At 32.9% G+C, this 20106-nt stretch carries 14 protein-coding genes; 6 read left to right on the top strand and 8 right to left on the bottom strand.

Annotated elements, in window-relative coordinates:
* Positions 1-165: 165 nt before the first annotated feature.
* The 6 genes from BUB80_RS04330 to BUB80_RS04305 form a co-directional block, all read right to left on the bottom strand.
* On the bottom strand, positions 166-1860 hold the full coding sequence (locus BUB80_RS04330; protein ID WP_073291281.1) for a bifunctional alpha/beta hydrolase/class I SAM-dependent methyltransferase: 1695 nt from the start codon (positions 1858-1860) through the stop codon (positions 166-168).
* Positions 1857-3164 carry a phosphatase PAP2 family protein gene (locus BUB80_RS04325; RefSeq protein WP_073291279.1) on the bottom strand — a complete coding sequence of 436 codons (1308 nt, stop codon included), beginning with the start codon at positions 3162-3164 and terminating at the stop codon, positions 1857-1859. Before BUB80_RS04325 ends, BUB80_RS04330 begins: the two co-directional genes overlap by 4 nt.
* A complete protein-coding gene (locus BUB80_RS04320) occupies positions 3146-3898 on the bottom strand; it encodes an SDR family NAD(P)-dependent oxidoreductase (RefSeq protein WP_073291277.1) in 753 nt (250 codons plus the stop codon). Before BUB80_RS04320 ends, BUB80_RS04325 begins: the two co-directional genes overlap by 19 nt.
* Before the next feature lie 506 nt (positions 3899-4404).
* Entirely contained in the window at positions 4405-5442 is a 1038-nt protein-coding gene (locus BUB80_RS04315; RefSeq protein ID WP_073291275.1) for a patatin-like phospholipase family protein, read from the bottom strand.
* A gap of 3 nt (positions 5443-5445) precedes the next feature.
* Positions 5446-6249: a phosphatidate cytidylyltransferase gene (locus BUB80_RS04310; protein ID WP_073291273.1), complete on the bottom strand. Its 804-nt coding sequence runs from the start codon at positions 6247-6249 to the stop codon at positions 5446-5448.
* Entirely contained in the window at positions 6239-6841 is a 603-nt protein-coding gene (locus BUB80_RS04305; RefSeq protein WP_073291272.1) for a CDP-alcohol phosphatidyltransferase family protein, read from the bottom strand. The genes BUB80_RS04310 and BUB80_RS04305 overlap by 11 nt, the downstream gene beginning before the upstream one ends.
* A 151-nt stretch (positions 6842-6992) precedes the next feature.
* On the opposite strand from BUB80_RS04305, the gene BUB80_RS04300 reads away from it, so the two are divergent.
* Positions 6993-8600, top strand: a complete 1608-nt coding sequence (locus tag BUB80_RS04300) for a CTP synthase (RefSeq protein ID WP_073291270.1) — start codon at positions 6993-6995, stop codon at positions 8598-8600.
* A 411-nt stretch (positions 8601-9011) separates the two neighbouring features.
* Entirely contained in the window at positions 9012-10811 is a 1800-nt protein-coding gene (gene yidC / locus BUB80_RS04295) for a membrane protein insertase YidC (RefSeq protein ID WP_073291268.1), read from the top strand.
* 458 nt (positions 10812-11269) lie between these two features.
* Here yidC and BUB80_RS04285 read toward each other — a convergent pair whose 3' ends face one another.
* Complete coding sequence (locus tag BUB80_RS04285) at positions 11270-11854, bottom strand: ribonuclease HII (protein ID WP_073291265.1); 585 nt, start codon at positions 11852-11854, stop codon at positions 11270-11272.
* A 455-nt stretch (positions 11855-12309) separates the two neighbouring features.
* On the opposite strand from BUB80_RS04285, the gene BUB80_RS04280 reads away from it, so the two are divergent.
* The 4 genes from BUB80_RS04280 (at position 12310) to argS (ending at position 19124) form a co-directional block, all read left to right on the top strand.
* Entirely contained in the window at positions 12310-15270 is a 2961-nt protein-coding gene (locus tag BUB80_RS04280) for a SusC/RagA family TonB-linked outer membrane protein (protein WP_073291263.1), read from the top strand.
* Positions 15271-15277: 7 nt separating this feature from the next.
* Complete coding sequence (locus tag BUB80_RS04275; protein ID WP_073291262.1) at positions 15278-16738, top strand: SusD/RagB family nutrient-binding outer membrane lipoprotein; 1461 nt, start codon at positions 15278-15280, stop codon at positions 16736-16738.
* A gap of 55 nt (positions 16739-16793) precedes the next feature.
* A complete protein-coding gene (locus tag BUB80_RS04270) occupies positions 16794-17234 on the top strand; it encodes a lipocalin-like domain-containing protein (protein WP_073291261.1) in 441 nt (146 codons plus the stop codon).
* 123 nt (positions 17235-17357) lie between these two features.
* Positions 17358-19124 carry an arginine--tRNA ligase gene (gene argS / locus BUB80_RS04265; RefSeq protein WP_073291260.1) on the top strand — a complete coding sequence of 589 codons (1767 nt, stop codon included), beginning with the start codon at positions 17358-17360 and terminating at the stop codon, positions 19122-19124.
* A gap of 50 nt (positions 19125-19174) precedes the next feature.
* Here argS and BUB80_RS04260 read toward each other — a convergent pair whose 3' ends face one another.
* Positions 19175-20104 (bottom strand): YihY/virulence factor BrkB family protein, encoded by a 930-nt coding sequence (locus BUB80_RS04260; protein ID WP_073291259.1) that lies wholly within the window; start codon positions 20102-20104, stop codon positions 19175-19177.
* Between the last annotated feature and the right edge of the window lie 2 nt (positions 20105-20106).

Below are 20106 nucleotides of genomic sequence, written 5' to 3'. Positions count from 1 at the left end.
GATTTAAGAAAAGGCTTCCCAAGAATATTGAGAAGCCTTTTTTATTTTATGTAAATATTTAAAACAAAGATTTACTTATTCTCATTCAATTTTTATAGAAGATTAAAATCCTTGCGCCTTAAAAATAGATCAATAATTATAAATTTGCGCCTTTGCGTTGATAACTTAAAAATTAACCTTTCCGGAAGACACCGTAAAAATTCCAAAATCATCAATCAACATATTTTCTTTCTGAATATTGTTGAAAGTCATCATTCTATCCAATTCTTTTTGAGAACGCCTCCTCATAATCCAGTCTTTATTTTGATGATTGTTCAATACATAAGCAATCATTTTCAATTGCGGATGCCAAGGTTGTCCAGTATATACAATGAATGAATTTTTTTCTGAAATAGAATTGACTCCCTGAATGGCTTTACTTGCCATTTCATTATCTCCAAAAAGTTCCAGAATTCCCGAAACGATGGTAATATTAGGTTCGAAATTTAATTTCTTATAGGTTTCAGGATCAAAACAATCAAAGTTAGTAAATCTGATATTTTGATATTTCTTTTCCTGAATTACTTTTTCTCCGATCTCAATATTAGCCTTTACAAATTCATTAACCACAATTTCAACTTCAGGATATTTTTCTTTAATATCGAATAGATAATTTCCTGTTCCGCCAGCAATATCAAGAATTTTTACTTTTCTTCCTTCCTGCTGAAGGCTTTTAATTTTTTGTTCTAAAAGTTTAATTAAATGTTGCTTTCTGATTCGAATTCCTGTCCAGCCAATAGCCTCGAGATAATTTTTATCCATCATTTTTCCAAAACCTAATTTCCCTTGAGGCTGATTGTGATACACATAATCTAAAGAAGCGCCAGAATCAAAGCCATGTTTCAATCCGATCTCCATTCCTTTACTGATCTTTCCGATGGTATTCAAAGACCATTTTTGAAATTTAAAGTTGAGATTATTGCCTACATTATTTTGAAGATCCTGATATTCTTTTACAGAAAATTTATCGGGTGAAAGGGATGCTTTTTTCTGAGTTTGACTAAAACATTTTTCAGCGAAATCTTTAATTTTATCATAGACCAATTCTTTTCCGGTATCAAATAAAATTCCGTGAAAAAAGTTAGGAAGGACTTCGTAGTGTTTTAGATCTGTATCTAATTGGTCATGAAAAATTTTCTGATCTTTATTGAAAACAACATGATCTTTTTCGGCCGATAAAATAAGAGTCGGTGTATCAATTGCGGCTGCATCTTCTACCAAACGTTTTCCTGCTTTAGCCAGATCGATGAGTAATTCTGCATCAATAGATCGTGTGATCAAAGGATCTGTATCGTAAGCTTTTTGTTGTTCAGGATCATGCGTCAACATGGTTGATTTCACATAACTTTTAATGATCAATCCTTTCTTTAGTTTAGTCCCCAAAGTGATCATTTCATTCGCCAAAGGAACGATAAGATTAATTCTAAAAGCAGGCGCTAAAAGAGCCATTCCTGCAATGTTAGGAGCGAAATCATGTGCCCAGGCAGAGGCAACTACGCCTCCAATACTGTTGGCAAGTACAAATGTATCCTGAATTTTTATAGTATACTTTGATTGTATGAATTTTGAAAAAGAATCCAAATCACGTACATAGTCCATAAAAATAGAAGAAGTTGGGGTCTTCGTATGCCCATGTCCGCGAAGGTCGAATGCAAAAATATTGTAGTTTGAGAATTGTTGCGATTGTGCGATATCGTTCAGTCTTTCGGAGTGTTCATGACCACGATGAATGATGATGATACTCTTTTGTTGAGGTTGATAATTCCATTCACGATAAAAGATCTCGCTTTCATCAAAACTTTTAAAATTTCCGCTATTCATATATTAATTTTTTTCAGAAAATCGAAGAGATAAGAATGAATGACTGCGTTCTTATTCAGGATTTTCATATTGGTTATGGCTTGGTTTAGAGGTAAAGATAGAATATTTTTCATTACTAAAATTCCGATGACAGAACTTCTGGTATAACCCATCGTGCAATGAATCAATATTTTCCCGTCTTTCGGTAACTGATGATAATTCTTTACGATTTCTGTAACGAGTTTTTTCGTTTGATGAATATCTAAGGTTCCAATGTCTAAAAAAGGAACGGAAAAGTATGTTGCTTTTTCTTTTATCATCTCATTTTCTTCCATTTCTGCTGCCAAATCGTAAACGAAAGTATTTTTATTAATTTCAAAATATATTAGATCTTCTTTATTGAGCCTTGACGAAATATAAAGACTAGGTACAATCTCTAATGGTCTTTTATTCTTTCTTAAAAACTTCCAGAATATCCAATAGATGAACGTATAAGGAAAGTAAAACAGCTTTTTATAAAAAGGAATATTTCCGTTGTTATCTTTTAAAAAGTGAATATTATTTTTCTGGTAATGATAGCAAATTATGATCATAATGAGAGCCACCCACAACAAAAGCAACCAATATGTATGTGAAAATTTATACAATAATAAAGAGACTAAAACGAAAATCCATCCTATCAAGAAGTAAGAATTAGCCACTTGAAAATTCCTATATAAAAAGTTATTCTTTTGATAAGGAAAGATAAGGAAACTAATATGAGCCAGAATGGTTCCTGTGATAATATCAATGAAATGATGTTGATAAGTTGTTAAGGTGGAAATTCCCAAAGCGATTAACCAAAATAGCAAAAACATTCTCCATTTTTTTAAATCTTTAAAAACAGTCCAGAAAATAAAAGCATATGCAATATGTAGGGAAGGCGCTTGGTTGAAAGGAGAATCAAATGTTGATAAAAACTGAAAAGAATATCCAAAAACAGAATGGGTAATTTCAGGTCTTTGTAAAGAAAATTTCAAGGGAAATAATAAAAAACAAATTCCTGCAATAAGAGTTACTAACAGAATTCTTCGAGTCAGAACCTTGAGTTGCTCTTTTGTGTTACAATAGAAAAAAACTGAACAGAAAAATAATCCGCTGGTCATGTAAGGAATAATAGTCCAAGGAAGAAACGGGATGTATTTTTCAAAATCAAAAACAAAAGAAGAAACTTTTTCCAGCGTTGAAGCATGCCACGCCGAATAATTGTAAACGATTATGAATACAACAGAACACAATAGCATTGCATAGATTTTCTGCTTTACATCTAATCGTTTTTCATCCATTTTGCTTTTTTAAACATGATGATATTTAATAATGAAGAGGGGAGAAGGGATAAAGATTTCATCATCCATTTCATTTTTACAGGAAAAATAATTATTTTCTTTTGCATTTCAATGGCATCTGAAATGGTAGCTGTTGCCTTTTCAAGATCAGTAAGAAATGGTTTCTTGCTTAAATCATTAGCATTAAGCTGTCTCAATTTCAATGTATCCACGTATCCCGGAGCGATTGTCGTTACAGAAATTCCAAACGGTTTCAAAGCTCGGCGATAAGCATCCGCAATCTGAATCACAGAACGTTTAGTTTTGGTATACAAACTCGAATTTTCATAGTCCATAATTCCGGAAACTGAAGCAATAACAGCAATGCTTCCTTTGTCTTGACCTTTCATTATTTTTCGGGCAACTTCAAAACCATTCACAGTTCCTAAAATATTGGTTTGTAACATTTCTTCGGCTTCTTCATAAGAAATATTTCCGGCAACATCTTCTGCGTAACTTCCGGCACAATTGATGAAAATATCAAGATTCCCATTTTGTGAAAAATTATTTACGGCCGAAAAAATTGAATTCATATCACAAACATCCGCTTGAAATACTTTTAAATTGCCTGAACTGTTTTCTGGTATTTTAGTCAGATCTCTTCCGCAAATCCCCACGCAATATCCTTTTGAAAGATAATGCTGAGCCAACGAATAGCCTATTCCTGAAGTCCCGCCTGCAATAAAAACATTCATAAGCGTGTTGTGATTTTCAATTTTAGGTAAAAATAGATTTTTATTTAATAATGAAAAGGGTGAAATTCCTTTTATACCTTTTTTATTTTAACCGCAAAAGAGGCAAAAGATTAGCACATTAGTATTTTAAGTTTATCATTAAAGTGTAAATAAGAGCACATAAGTTTTGAAAAATCTTTGATTTTTAATCTTTCAAGAACTTTTGTTTTCTAAAATTAAATAATGATTAGTTATCCAAATAGCTTTTGTTGCTTTTGCAGTAAATTTTCAAATAAGTATAGAGTCCTTATCAATAGAAACGGGTTTTAACCCGTTCAAATAAAAAAAAAAGAAAAAGAATAGGCTTTAGCCAAAACTTAAAATAATTAATAATTTTATTAAATTCTTATTTCAACCACAAAAGAGGCAAAAGATTAACATATTAGTATTTTAGAACCATGTCAAGGTTCAAAACCTTGACATGGTTGTTGAATGCAGGATTTATCCAAAACTTATCTGTTTTGAAATTATATTTTTATACTTTTCATCGTCTGATCAAAGCCATATTGCCACTGCATTTCCATATCTTTTACAAACTGTTGATGACTTGTAGGCAAAGAAAGTGTAATCTCAACTTTTCTCCAATTGATACTTTTTTTGATATAATGTCCTTCCAGTTTTTGCTTAATATTATTTGTGTCAATTTGAAAATCGGGTGACTGATTTCCAATTTCTTCCAGCCTTTTATTTCCGCTGTATCCTAAAACGGCGCGAACAAAAGCTTCTTCAACGGGAGTATAAGATTGTTTTTTTTCAATAATAACTTCTTCTGCAAGATGCTTTGCCAATTCAATTGGAATGAGATCAATAGCACCCCCTGCAAAATATTTCCCCTGAAATGAAGCGGGAGCAACATAGAACATATCGGAAACAGAAATTCTAGTGCTTGTTAATAAAGAAACATCTGTTCTTATGTTGGGGATTTCTTCAACGGCACTCTGTTTTAAATTTTCAGAAGTAATGATGATGTGCTGCGGAATTATTTTCTTCGCTGTTTCAGGATCTGTAAAAATTGTTTTTTGATATAATTTTCGATGAATTCGTTTTTGTCCAATTTCTGTTGGATTAAAATTGAGCTCTGAACCAATAATTAAAGTCGGAATTTCCTGAGAAAAAGAAGCATTTTTCAACGAGGGGAAGTCTTCTGATAAATCCTGATTCATTTCAACCAAGTATCGATTAAAGACATCTTCAATATAAGGTGCGTTCCTTTTATTAAATAGTTTTTTTAAAGAGAAAAGTCCAATTTCAGAGAGTTTTTTATGTTTTGTTAATGCTGTTTGAGATACAAACTGAAAATATTCTTCTGATTGTAAATATTTCTTTCGGGAAAGATTATCAGGAAAAGCATTGATGACGGTTGCTGCAAAAGCACCGCCACATGAAGCGATAAGAACGTCGGGCTTCATACCTGATTCTTCCAATGCCGCAAACATCCCGAGGTAAATCATTAATCGTGTTCCGCCTCCTGAAAATAATAATGCTCTTTTAAATTTTTCGCTCATTTTTTATAGATTTAAAAGAAACGAAAGCATCCAGAAAAAAATTGGGGCATTGAAAATTAAACTGTCCATTCGGTCTAATAAACCGCCATGTCCGGGAAGTAGATTGCCGGTGTCTTTTATATCATTTTTTCTTTTTAAATAAGACATAAAAACATCTCCAAAGAATCCTGAAATTCCCAATATGAAACCTAAAATTGTATTGGTGAGAATATTAGAATTCAATAAAAAGAAACCTAAAATATTACTTAATATAATCGTCAAAAATACACCTCCTAGAAAGCCTTCCAAGGTTTTATTAGGACTGATCTTCGGAACTATTTTATGTTTTCCGAAAAATTTACCCATTAGATATTGAAAAACATCATTGAGTTCTGTCACAACGACAACAAAAATAATAGCATATATTCCTGAAGTATTTTCTCTGATAAAAACTAAATGGGGAAAAGCAAAAAGGCAAATTAGTAAAGCTGTTAGGATTTCCAATACCTGCTTTCGGGATGATTTTAAGATTGAAAAATATAATAATACAATAATTGATACGCCTAAACTATAAAGAAAATAATTCTCAATATTCAAAAAATACAATAAAAAGAATTGTGAAATTCCAATAAAAATTGAAAGAATAATTTTGTTTGTATTCACGTTGAACATTCTCAAAAATTCAAAAAAGCATTGAAAACTGATCCATGAAATAAAGACCTTCATCGCCAAAGGATGTGAAATTCCGATAGCAAAAACTAAGATAATGTAAATCCATGTTTTTACGCGTAAAGGAACATCTGCAAATTTATTTTCTTCAGGCTTCATGGAGGGATTTTTTAAGTCGGGTATACGTACTGATCAAAAGTAATAAAATAATGAGTCCAAATATATATTGAGAATAATTTGAAATATTAACTCCAAAAATTATGATCAATCCATACAGTCCCAAGATCAAAGCACGGTCACTTTTCCCCATGGGTCCATCGTAGCGGCGTTCTTTTCCTATTGCTTTCCCAATTAATCCTGCAAACTCATTAATGATGCTTAAAATAATGAAGATGATAATTAAATATAAACTCTCCGGCTGAAATTTTAATAACGGAAAAAAAATAATCACATCTGAAACAATATCGCCGACTTCATTTAAGACTTCGCCTAACTTACTCGTTTGATTAAATTTTCTTGCCATCATTCCGTCCAGCGCATTCAATGCCATTCTTATCAATAATCCGATGGGTAAGCTCAGGAAAAACCATTTGGAAACATCGGCATTCCAAAATAAGATTCCAATAATCACAGATAATAAAATGGAACTGATCGTAATTTGATTGGCTGTAATTTTCTTTTTATGTAAGAATAATAGAATAGGAGTGAGCAGCTGCTGGAATTTTGGTTTTAATTTATATACCGAAATCATTATGGTTATGGCTTTTTGTGTTTGGTGAGATCAAATATAGATATTTTTTTTATCAGTATTTATAAATGATAGAGGCAGGTTTTACAATTTCATAAAGGTAAAAAATTGGTTTGCGTTTCTTTTTCCCCTAACTTTGCACAAACCTAATCTAATGAGTAAAAAGAATACAAAGTACATCTTTGTGACAGGAGGTGTAACTTCATCTTTGGGAAAGGGAATCGTTTCTGCTTCTCTGGGACTTCTACTAAAATCACGCGGCTTTAATGTAACGATCCAAAAACTAGATCCTTATATCAACATCGACCCAGGAACACTGAATCCTTATGAGCATGGAGAATGCTATGTAACCGAAGATGGTGCGGAGACGGATCTGGATTTAGGTCACTATGAGCGTTATTTGGACGCTCCAACTTCTCAAAATAACAACGTTACGACAGGAAAAATTTACCAAACTGTAATTGATAAAGAAAGAAAAGGAGATTTCCTTGGAAAAACAGTGCAGGTAATTCCTCATATCACAAACGAAATTAAGCGTAGAATTAAAATTTTATCTAAGCAGAACTACGATATCATTATTACGGAGATCGGTGGAACTGTGGGAGATATTGAATCTTTACCATACATTGAAACTGTTCGTCAGTTGAAGTGGGAGTTGGGAGAGAAAAACTCTATGGTGATTCACTTAACTTTATTGCCTTATTTGGCTTCAAGTGGAGAATTAAAAACTAAGCCATCTCAGCATTCTGTTCGTCAATTAATGGAAAGTGGAATTATGGCGGATGTTTTAGTGTGTAGAACAGAACACAATATTCCAAAAGATCAGAGAGCGAAGTTGGCTCAATTCTGTAATGTTTCTTTAGATAATGTGATTGAATGTAAAGATTTGGAAACGATCTATGAAGTTCCAATGTACCTTCAAAAACAAAATTTTGATGATGTCGTTTTAAAAGAATTAGATCTTAAAAATGATAAAGAAGCTGATCTTAAAGACTGGAAAACTTTCCTGAAGAAATTCAAAAATCCTAAAAGAACGGTAGAAATTGCTTTAGTAGGAAAATATATTTCTCTGCAGGATTCTTATATTTCTATTGCAGAAGCTTTCAAACATGCAGGAGCAAGTCTTGAAACTGAAGTGAAAGTGAGATGGGTATACAGTGGAGATATTACAGCTGAAAATATTAAAGAAACTTTAAATGGTGTTGATGGAATTCTTGTTGCCCCAGGTTTTGGTGACAGAGGAATTGAAGGTAAAGTTCTTACAGCTCAATATGCAAGAGAAAATAAAGTTCCGATGTTGGGAATTTGTTTGGGAATGCAGATCATGACGATTGAATTTGCGAGAAACGTTCTTGGACATTCAAAAGCGAACTCAATGGAATTTGATACTTCTACACCTGATCCTGTAATTTCAATCATGGAAGAGCAGAAAAATGTAGTAGATAAAGGAGGAACAATGCGTCTTGGAGCTTGGAAATGTTCATTGAAAAATGCTTCTAAGTTATATGATATTTACGGAGCTAAAAATATTTCTGAAAGACACCGTCACCGTTATGAATTCAACAGTGATTATCTTCAGGAATTCGAAAAGAATGGTTTCTTAGCCACAGGTACAAACCCAGAAACAGGATTGGTTGAAGCTCTTGAGATGCCAGATCACCCGTTCTATGTTGGGGTACAGTATCACCCGGAATACAAGAGTACGGTTACAACACCGCATCCTTTATTCAAAGCTTTTATTAAGGCTTGCGAACAGAAATAAGGTAATTGTTTAATTACAAACGTCATATATAAACTCAGGTTGATTATTATCAGCTTGAGTTTATTATATAGTAACAGAGTAAAAGATAGAGTTTTGATAAAAAAACAGTATTTTTGTCGACTCGAATTATGTATAGTGTATATACACTTTACGTATGGGTTTAAAATTTATAACCACAAAAGAAACAAAAGCGTTGAGCTAAGAAATACATAAGTATTTTAAGTTTAATGTTTTGAAAATAAAAAGTTCACATAAGAGGAAAATCAAAGATTTTCAAAAAACTTAAGTTTTCTTTTAATAAGGATTAACGTGATCTTTAAACTAACTTAAGTGTTAAGCGAAACTTTTGTGCCTTTTGTGGTTAAGATTTTATGAAAAGTTTAAATAGGTAAAAAATTTAATTAAAATAGAATGCAACAGAACAACGGACTCGATAAAAGTCAAATGATTAGTTTTGCGGTTTTATGTTTGGTACTCTTCGGTTTTATGTTTTATTTCCAAAACAAACAATCGAAAGAGGAAGAGGTAAAGGCTCAGCAACAAAAAACTGAACAAGTTAAAAATGCTGTAAAACAAACTCAGGCAAGCAATATCAATCCAAATGTAACTCCTAATGCAATTCAGACTGCAAATTTGGCAAACAATGAATTGAAATTGGAATTTTCAAGTTTAGGAGGGCAAGTTTCTAAAGTAGAACTTTTAAAATACAAAGCTTACGATCGCAAAAGTGACAGAGCTGATCTTCCTCTTTATCTGATTACTAAAAACAACTCAAACTACGGTTTCCAGTTTAAAGATAAAACAGGTAAGGTAATCAATACTAAAGATTTAGTTTTCTCTCCAACAGTTAATGGGAATGCTGTTACGTTGACGGCTAACTATAACGGAGCTGTTATCCAGTTCATTTATACCTTATTAGATAAATACACGGTAGACTTCAAAGTAAGATCTCAAGGTCTTGCTAAGGTTACTTCTGATACTAAAGCAGATTTTATCTGGGATTACAGTGTAAGAAACTTAGAAAAAGGTAGAGCTCAGGAACAGTCTCACTCAGAATTTTCTTATGCGTTCAATAATTATAAAGACTATGATTATGACGGAAGAACGACGATGGAGGAAGAAAAAGAAACCCTTAACTGGATTGGTGTAAAACAACAGTTCTTCTCTTCAGTAATTGAAGCTAAAAACGGATTTACACACAGTAAAGGAAATCAGGAATCAATTGAAGAAGGAGAGTATTTGAAGAAACTAAACTATGAAGGTTTTGTTCAAATGACTGGAAGTGAATTGAACCAAGACTTTACGTGGTACTTCTTGCCTTTAGATTTACCGTTGTTAAAATCATATGATAAAAACTTTGACGAGATTTTACCATTAGGATGGTCGTTTATAGGTTGGATGAATCGTGGATTCTTTATGCCAATGTATAACTTGATTGCATCTTGGGGAATTGCATCTGGTTGGGTAATTTTTATATTGACAATCATTGTGAAGTTAATTCTATCACCAATCATGTATAAGCAGCATAAGCTGAGTGCGATGATGAAAGTGATTCGTCCTGAGATTGATGAAGCAAATGCGAAGTTCAAGGATGCAGATCCTATGAAAAAGCAGCAGGCTACGATGGAAATTTATCGAAAAGCTGGAGTGAATCAGATGGCGGGATGTTTACCGGCATTGGTACAGATTCCGATTTTCTATGCCCTATTCCGTTTCTTCCCGAACTTTATTGATTTAAGAGGACAAGGATTCTGGTTTGCAAAAGATTTAACGGCTTATGATGATTTAATTAAATTGCCATTTAAAATTCCTTTCTTAGGAGATCATTTAAGTGTATTTGCTTTAGCGTGTACGGTTGTAATTTTAATTTATACCGTAATGACTTCAGGAAATATGCAACAGCCACAACAAGAAGGTATGCCTAACATGAAAGTGTTAATGTATATTTTCCCTGTTACATTTTTATTCTTCTTGAATACTTCGGCGTCTGGTCTTTCTTGGTATTATTTTATTTCGAATGCGATTAACATCTTAATTATTTTAGTCATTAAATATGTAATCTTGGATGAAAAGAAAATTCATGCACAGATTCAGGCTAATAAGGAAAAACCAAAAACAGAAGGTAAGTTCCAAAAGAAAATGCGAGAAATGATGGATAAAGCTCAGCAACAACAAAGCGCAGTAGAGCAACAGAAAAATAAAAAGAAATAATAACAACAATTTATTATAACAAAAAGAGAAGCAATTATTGCTTCTCTTTTTTCTTGTAATTAAAATATTTTTAATTACAAGGTTTTGGAGGTGGTTGATTCATGTCTGGACAAGGTGTGCCACAAGCACAGATTCGCCCACCCATAATTTGCTTTAACTGATTTCTGTTAATTAACTTAACATTTGTAAATTTTGCAATGTTTTTCATATTTTTATTTTTTGGTGGTTAAGATTATTCTTTAGATTTCTTGAAAATTCAGAAAAACTATAGAATCTTTATGATTCAAATATAAATAAAAATATCTATTTCAAATGTTTTGTTTTGATTTATTGAAAAATATTTAAAATTTGTAATATAATACTGTGTTTTTAATAGATTAATGATGGGGTTTTGTAGGATAGACAAATTTAAAACCAAGGGCTAACTTGAATCTTTCCGTCTCTTATGCAATAACCCTTTAATCGTACTTAAGTCTGAAAGATTGTCTATGGTGCTTTGTGGGACCATGCTTTATGAGGGCTTCCTGATGTTTCTTAGTAGCGTATCCAAAGTTGGTATTCCATCCATATTCAGGGTATTCTTCATGCAGCTCAATCATCAATCTGTCTCTATAATTTTTTGCTAAAATAGATGCCGCCGCAATGGATAACACTTTTGAATCTCCTTTTATAATACATTGATGAGGAATGTAATTGTAGGGATGAAACTTGTTTCCGTCTACCAAAATAAGCTCTGGTCTTATTGTTAACTGGTCTAATGCTCTGTGCATTGCGTGAATGCTTGCATTCAGTATATTGTGTTGATCTATAAATTCTGGTGATAATTCTGCAATAGCATAATTTTTAACATTGTCTTTAATATAGCTGTCAAGCTCCATCCTAGTTTTGAAATTTAACTTTTTAGAATCATTAACTAAATTTTGCTTAAAATTATCATCTAAAATGACAGCGGCTGCTACTACCGGCCCACATAAACACCCTCTTCCTACTTCATCACATCCTGCTTCGATATAAGAGTTTGACCAGCTTTTTATTAAATCCATGAAAATAATTTCTTTGTAAAAATTTAAGATGTAAAATTAAAAAAATAAGCTTTATGAGATCTATATTATTACCGCGAGTTATATTTTTTATGTAGTAAGCTAGTAAGGTTTAAGTGTTTTTTTAGAAAAAAAAATTATATGCATCGCATTGATAATTTTAATTAAATATATTTTAAATTTTATATTTAATTCATAACATGTTGTTAGCCAGTTATAAATTGTGTTTTTTCATTGTGTTTATATAGATAAAACCTATAATAATTATTGTTGCCATATTTCAAATAAAAGTGATATTTAAATGCTGTATTTTTGTTAATATTTTATTTTTTAACATTATTTAATATTTTTAATTGTGTTTTTATTGGTAATATTTGAATAGTTTATAATTTATTAACATTTTTCTTTGTGTTCTTAATAAAGTTTTACAAATTTGTAGGGTACAAAAATAATTTGATATGAAGAAACTAACAGCAGGTGTGCTTGTCTTAGTAATATCGTCATCCCTAGCTGTAGCGAATGCTCAGCAAAAGAAGAAAGATACCGTAAGAACACAGGACATCGAAGGTGTGGTAGTAACTGCACTGGGTATTAAAAGAGAAAAAAAGTCTCTTGGATATGCTTCGGAAGAAGTTAAAGCTGCAGAATTAACTGGCGGCACCACAAATACAGGTAACGTAGCGGCACTTCTTTCTGGTAAGGTAGCTGGTTTACAGGTGAATACGAATAATAATTTCGGTGGATCTTCCAACTTACTTATCAGAGGTTATAAATCTTTATCCGGAGGGTCCCCACTAATTGTAATTGATGGTTCACCCGTTAATAACAATACAGCAACTGGAGGTCCATTTGATTATGGAAACTTCCTTTCAGATATTAACCAAGAGGATATAGAGTCTATCAATGTACTTAAAGGAGCTGCAGCGTCTGCTTTATATGGTGAGAGAGGAAGTGATGGGGTTATCTTAATTGTTACTAAAAACGGAAGAGGAAAAGATGATGGAAGCTGGGGAGTTACCCTTACCTCTGGAATTACTGCAGGTTTCGTAGATAAATCAACTTTTCCAAAATATCAGAATAAATATGGGGCTGGATATGGAGGACAGTCTTGGAATGAAGATCCAGGTCCTGGAGGATATAACTATGCTAACTTCGGAGATGATGCTTCTTATGGACCTAAATTTGACCCTAATTTGCTAGTATATCAATGGGATTCTTTTGATCCGTCTTCTCCAAATTATGGAAAAGCAACTCCTTGGGTAGCCGCTAAAAATGGACCTGTCAAGTTTTTTGAGACACCAACTACCTACGTTAATACCGTTAGCCTTGAAAAAGGTGATAAGAAATCTAATATTTCATTGTCTTATACCAATATGCTTTCTAATGGTTTATTACCAAATTCTGAACTAAGAAAAAATACGGTATCTGCAAAGTTTAATTATGATTTCACAGATAAATTGCATGCATCGGTTTTTTCTACCCTGACATTACAAGATACAAAAGGGAGAAACGAAACAGGATATTCCGATAATATTGTTTCTGGATTTAGACAGTGGTGGCAAACCAATGTAGATGTTTTAGCATTAAGAGATGCTTATGCCAATAATGGAAATAGTAATGTCTCATGGAATAGAACTTCACCTGAAAATGGAACACCTCAATACTGGAATAATCCTTATTTCCAAAGGTATCAGAACTATCAATCGGATAATAGAACAAGAACATTTTCTTATGCTCAGTTAAAATATGACATTTCTAAAAACTTTGGTATTACCGGTAAAGTATCCTACGATGATCTACAAATGGTTATTGAAGAAAGGTTAATGAACGGATCCATCCCTCAGGTTTTTGGAGCATCTGGACAAACTGTTGGTTCAGGATATGCAAGAACTAATGTGAAGAATACAGAAACCAATTTTGATTTAATTGCTAATTATAAATTCGATATTACTTCTGATCTGAATGTGAGTGGTATTGTTGGAGGAAATGTTAGAAGAAATTTAATAGATAATGTATATGCTAGTACAGAAGGAGGTTTGTCTAAACCAGGCTTGTTTGCATTGTCTAATTCTTTAGGTGCAATGCTTGCTCCTGATGAGACTTATGCGAAATTTGTTACTTCAAGTGTATATGGAACAGCTTCTTTTGGATATAAGAATTTCTTGTATGTTGATGGAACTTATAGAGTGGATAGAAGCTCGAACCTTCCAAGTGCGAACAACACCTATGATTATTATTCAGCTACTGGATCTGTAATTCTTTCAGAATTATGGAAACCGTCTTGGTTAAGCTTTTGGAAAATAAGAGGAAATTATGCAGAGGTAGGTTCTTCTACAACTAATTACAGACTACAAAATACATTTAAAGCTAGAGGTGGAGGATTATTTAATCAGCCTTATTTCCTAGCTAATCCCAATTTAAAACCTCAGAGATCTAAGGAAACTGAATTTGGTATGGAGGCTAAATTCTTAAAAAATAGATTAGGTTTTGATGTTGCAGTATATAAGACAAGAACGTTTGATCAAATTATTAACCTTCCTGTTTCTTCTTCTACAGGGTATAGAACTTTCTTGGTAAATGCAGGACAGATTGATAATACAGGAGTTGAAGTGCAGTTAAATGGTACACCTATTAAAACGAGTAATTTTACATGGGATGTTGACGTAAACTGGTCTAAGAATCAAAATAAGGTAATTTCATTAAACGGAAATTCTCAGAATTATCTATTGGCGACTTATCAAAATGGAGTATCTCTTAATGCTCGTGTTGGTCAAGCTTTTGGTGCTTTAGTAGGATCGGACTTTGTATATGATGCGAATGGCCAAAAAGTAGTTGATGAAACTACGGGGAATTATTTAATAAATAATAATCAGGTAATAGGTAATATTACACCAGATTGGATTGGAGGGATTAGAAATAGTTTTCGCTACAAAGATTTCTCTTTCACATTCCTTATTGACGTGAAGCAAGGTGGAAGTGTATATTCTGCAGATATGGCATATGGAATAGAGGGGGGACTTTATAGAGAAACAGCTGATTATAGAGAAAGTGGTGTAATTAATCCAGGAGTTAACCCTAATGGAAACGTCAATACTACCCCTACAAGTGATCCTGGGATAAGTGGAAATGTTGATGGATATAATGTTATGCCTCAGAAGAGATTTGTGTATGATGCTTCTTATGTAAAATTAAGAGAGGCAAGTATAGGATATAACTTACCAAAATCTCTATTGGCAAATACTTCTATTCGAGATGCTAAAATTTCTCTTGTTGGAAGAAACCTTTGGATTATTCACAAAAATTTACCATATGCAGATCCTGAAACAGGAGAAGGTAATGGCCTAGCTTCTAAGGGGCAGTCTATAGGTTCGTTACCAACGACGCGTGACATAGGTATTGATATAACTTTTAAATTCTAAATTAATAATGAAAAAAATATTTTTAATACTAGGTTTTGCTTCATTAGTATTGACGCTCACCTCTTGTGAAAGAGATATAACATCTTTGAATGAAGATCCGAAACATCCGTCAGAAGTTCCTTCTGGTGTGCTTTTCGCTAGTGCAGAACAGGTTTTGCTTGATCAGTTAATGACAACTAATGTTAATCGTAATATTTCTAGGTTCTTTACCCAACAGTGGTCTCAGACAACTTATATTGGTGAAAGTAGATATAATATGTCCTCAAGACCCATTCCAAGAAATCATTATAATTATATGATGGCATCTTCTTCTGCTATAATTAATTCTCCTGGGGTTTTATCGGCACTAAGAGATGCAAAGAAATTTTTAGGTACAGAAGGAGGAACTCCTGATCAAAAAAGTAATAACCTTGCCATGATAGAATTGGTGAATGTGTATGCTTGGGCTAATTTAGTTGATACCTATGGAGATATTCCTTATTTTGGAGCATTAAAGGCTACCCCGGAAAATCCAGGGTCTGCAGAGATTCCTTATGATGATGCCAAAGTAATTTATTTGGATCTGATCAAAAGAATTGATGCTGCTCTTGCAATGATCAATACTACTGCAACAGGATACTCAAATGATTTTATCTATAAAGGAGATATGACTAAATGGAGAAAAATGGGGAATTCTTTAAAATTTAGAATGGCCGTTACTCTATCAGATGTAGAGCCTGCATTAGCTAAAACATATGCGGAAGCAGCATTTACAAATGGGTTATTTACAGGACCAGAAGATAATTTTGGATTACATACATTTCCTTCAGGACAATTTTCAAATCCGGTTTATCAGGATGTAATACAATCTGGTAGAAATGATTTTGTTCCTTCAGATGTTTTGGTAAACTTTATGAATACTACTGTTGACCCAAGAAGAGCAGCCTGGTTTACAACTGTTGGAGGTGCTTATATTGGAGGGGTATATGCTAGACAAAACCCATTCAGTAATTATTCTCATTTTACCAGTGCTATTACAGGAGAAAATGCACAGGGGTATTTATTAGATTACACTGAGATTTTATTTTTAAGAGCTGAAGCAGCACAGAGAGGATTTAATGTTGGAGGTACCGCTCCTGCTTTGTATGCGGATGCTATTATGGCCTCTATGACAGAATATGGGGTAAGCAGCACAAGTGCAACAGCTTATATCGCTGCTAATCCTTATAACGCTGCCAATTGGAAAAAATCTCTAGGAGAACAATCATGGGTTGCGATGTTTAATAAAGGTTTCCAAGCTTGGAATTTTACTAGAAGATTAGATTTCCCTGTGTTTGTGAATCCAACTAACTCTGTTGTTGAAGCAGTACCGGTAAGAATGAGATATTCTGACCAAGAGTATCTTTTAAATGCTACAAACGTAAACGCTGCTGCTACAAAGATTGGTGGAGATAAAGTGTCAACAAAAGTCTTTTGGGATAAATTTTAAATTAGCTAATAATAATCCGACAACTATTTTGTTTGGATAATGAAAAGTATGTTATATGAAGTATATTATTGTCATTTTCCTTTTATTGGGAATGGTTTCATGCTCAACTGATGAACCTAATGTTATTGTAGAAAACACCAGTATCAATGGGAACTGGAAACCTTATAAGTATATTTTTAGAGGTAAGGATATTATGTTAAACGAATGTGAGAGTAAGGGGCAGTTATTAATCAATACAGATTTCTCTGGAGTATATGAAAGATATGGTCTTTCAGACTCGGGTAATTGTAATACATTGGATTCATTTGAAGGGAACTGGAAGTATGATAATTTAAGTACTTTAATACTAACTTATATTGAATCCGGAGCTACTAAAACACTAACTAAAAAAGTTAATTCATATTCTGATACAGAACTTCGAATTAATGATAATAGTAAAAATTTAGATAATGTACCCGGAAATGATGAAGGAATCTTAGTTTATAGAAAATTTTAATTTATTTAACATTCATATTAAAAACCGCCTCCGGGCGGTTTTTTTATTTCCGTATATTTGTATTTTGAAATTTAAGACGAAATACGGCTATTCCATACAGCCATGAAAAAATAAATAGGATACATGAATATTAAAGATATAATAGAAGAGAAACTTTCGGAGATTATTTTAAATGTATATCAATTAAAAGACATCAAACTGGAAGTTCAGGAAAATAAAACTGAATTTGAAGGTGATTTTACAATTGTTACTTTTCCATTGGTTAAGCAGTTGAAAAAAAATCCTGAAAGTATTGGTGTTGAGCTGGGAGATGCTTTAACGACTCAAACAGAATTATTGGAAAGTTTTAATGTGGTTAAAGGTTTCCTTAATGTTAAAGTTAAAAATCAATTCTTTGTAGATCAATTTAGATCTGTGAATGATGGTTTTTCAAATATAGAAAAGAAAGATGCTACTGTAATGGTAGAATATTCTTCTCCAAATACCAACAAACCTTTGCACTTAGGGCATGTAAGAAATAACTTGTTAGGTTTTTCTGTTGCTCAGATTCTTAAGGAAGCCGGATATGATGTGATTAAATCTCAAATTATCAACGACAGAGGAATTCATATTTGTAAGTCGATGTTGGCTTGGGAAAAGTTTGGAAAAGGAGAAACTCCTGAAGCTACCGCTACAAAAGGAGATAAGTTTGTTGGAAATTATTATGTAAAATTTGATCAGGAATATAAAGCACAAATTGCTGAATTGGTTGCACAAGGTTCAACGGAAGATCAAGCTAAAAAAGAAGCTCCATTAATTCTTGAAGCTCAACAAATGCTTCTAGATTGGGAAAAAGGAGACGAAAAGGTAAGAAATCTTTGGAGTGAAATGAACTCTTGGGTTTATGAAGGCTTTAGCGAAACTTACAAAAGATTAGGCGTTGATTTTGATCAGGTTCAGTATGAAAGCAACACCTATATTTTAGGAAAAGACCTTATTCAGGATGGTTTGGAAAAAGGAGTATTGTACCAAAAAGAAGATGGTTCTGTTTGGTGTGATCTTACAGATGAAGGGTTGGATCACAAATTATTGTTGCGTTCAGACGGAACATCAGTGTATATGACACAGGATTTAGGAACAGCAGTTGAACGTTTCAAACAAAATAATATCCAGAAATTAATTTATACAGTAGGAAACGAGCAGGATTATCACTTCCAGGTTTTATTTAAAGTGTTAGGTAAGCTAGGATTCCCTTGGGCAGATCAATTATTTCACTTGTCTTATGGAATGGTGGAACTTCCAAACGGAAAAATGAAATCTCGTGAAGGAACTGTTGTAGATGCAGATGAGTTGATGCAGGAAATGTATGACACTGCAGAAGCAAAAGCAAAAGAAATTGGAAGACTTGAAGAGCTTGCAGAAGAAGAGAGAAAAGCTTCTTATGAAACCATAGGAATGGGTGCTTTAAAATATTTCATGCTTAAGGTTGATCCTAAAAAGAAAATGTTGTTCAACCCTGAAGAGAGTATCGAGTTTAACGGAAATACAGGACCATTCATTCAATATACCTATGCTCGTATTCAGTCTTTATTGGCAAAAGCGAACTATGAATATAAAGAAGTCGTTACTGTAGATGCTAACCAATTTGAAAAAGAATTAATTGTATTATTGGCTAATTATAAAAACATAGTAGAAAAAGCAGCGGAGGCACTAAGCCCTGCATTGGTTGCTAATTATGTATATGATTTGGTGAAATCTTATAATTCATTCTATCAAAATCAAAACACTCCGATTTTAAAACTGGAGGATGATAACTTAAGACAGTTCCGTTTGAATCTATCAGATTTATCGGCAAAAACAATACAAAAATCATTAGGATTACTGGGAATAGGAACCGTAAACAGAATGTAAAAATAAAAGCCTCTTGATATTTTCAAGAGGCTTTTTTATAGATTCAAAAATCAGACTTCAGTATTCTGATTTTTATTATTTTCTTCATAGAGTTTTGCTGCGCTCCATTTAGCATGTTTTGAAGGAATGATTTTATATCCTTTCTTATAAGTGTATACCTTGGTAAATTCGGCTCCAAAGAACACGAGCATACAAGAGTAATTGATCCACATCATAATTAAGATCACTGTTCCCGCAGTTCCAAAAGCGGAAGTAGGTTTGAAATTTCCGAAATAGAGGCTTAATAAAAATTTACCTAATGTAAATAATAGGGTTGTTAAAAAAGCACCTTTCCAAACTGGCCTCCAACTGATTTGTACATCAGGAAGAAATTTAAACATTAATGCAAACAACAGCATGACAAGCCCAAAACCGATTCCAAAATTTACAAATTCTACGAGTAAATAAGTTTCAAATCCGAAATATTTAGTAATGATACCATTGAAAACACTAATCAATGAAGATAGGATCATGGTAATCATTAATAAAAAACCAATCATAAGAATCATTCCTAATGAATTGGCCCTGTCTAATAAAAACTTAATGAACGCTTTTTTAGGAGCAGACTGCACATCCCAAAGACTGTTCAGAGAATGCTGAAGTTGGAAAAATAGAGTAGTGGAACCAAAAACTAAGGAACCAATCCCCACTATTTTCATGATGATATTTTGTTTGTCGATTAGAGCTCCAGCAATCATGCTTTCTACACTTTTGGAAACTTCGGTTCCCATAATTCCGCTGATCTGATTACTGATCTCACCGCGAATAGCTTCCTCACCAAAAAAATTACCAGCAATCCAAATAATTATGATCAACAAACCAGGGATGGAAAATATTGCATAATAGGCAAGACTTGCAGAATCTCGTGATGCGTTGGAACTAGTCCATTCATTGAAGGTTTCTTTTAAAACCTCCCAGAAAAATTTTGCGTTTTTTATCATAC

It is taken from the genome of Chryseobacterium polytrichastri (assembly GCF_900142445.1).
Classification (GTDB): domain Bacteria; phylum Bacteroidota; class Bacteroidia; order Flavobacteriales; family Weeksellaceae; genus Chryseobacterium; species Chryseobacterium polytrichastri.
The sequence above is the reverse complement of the archived record's forward strand: the minus strand, read 5'-3'. Positions and strand labels throughout refer to the sequence as shown.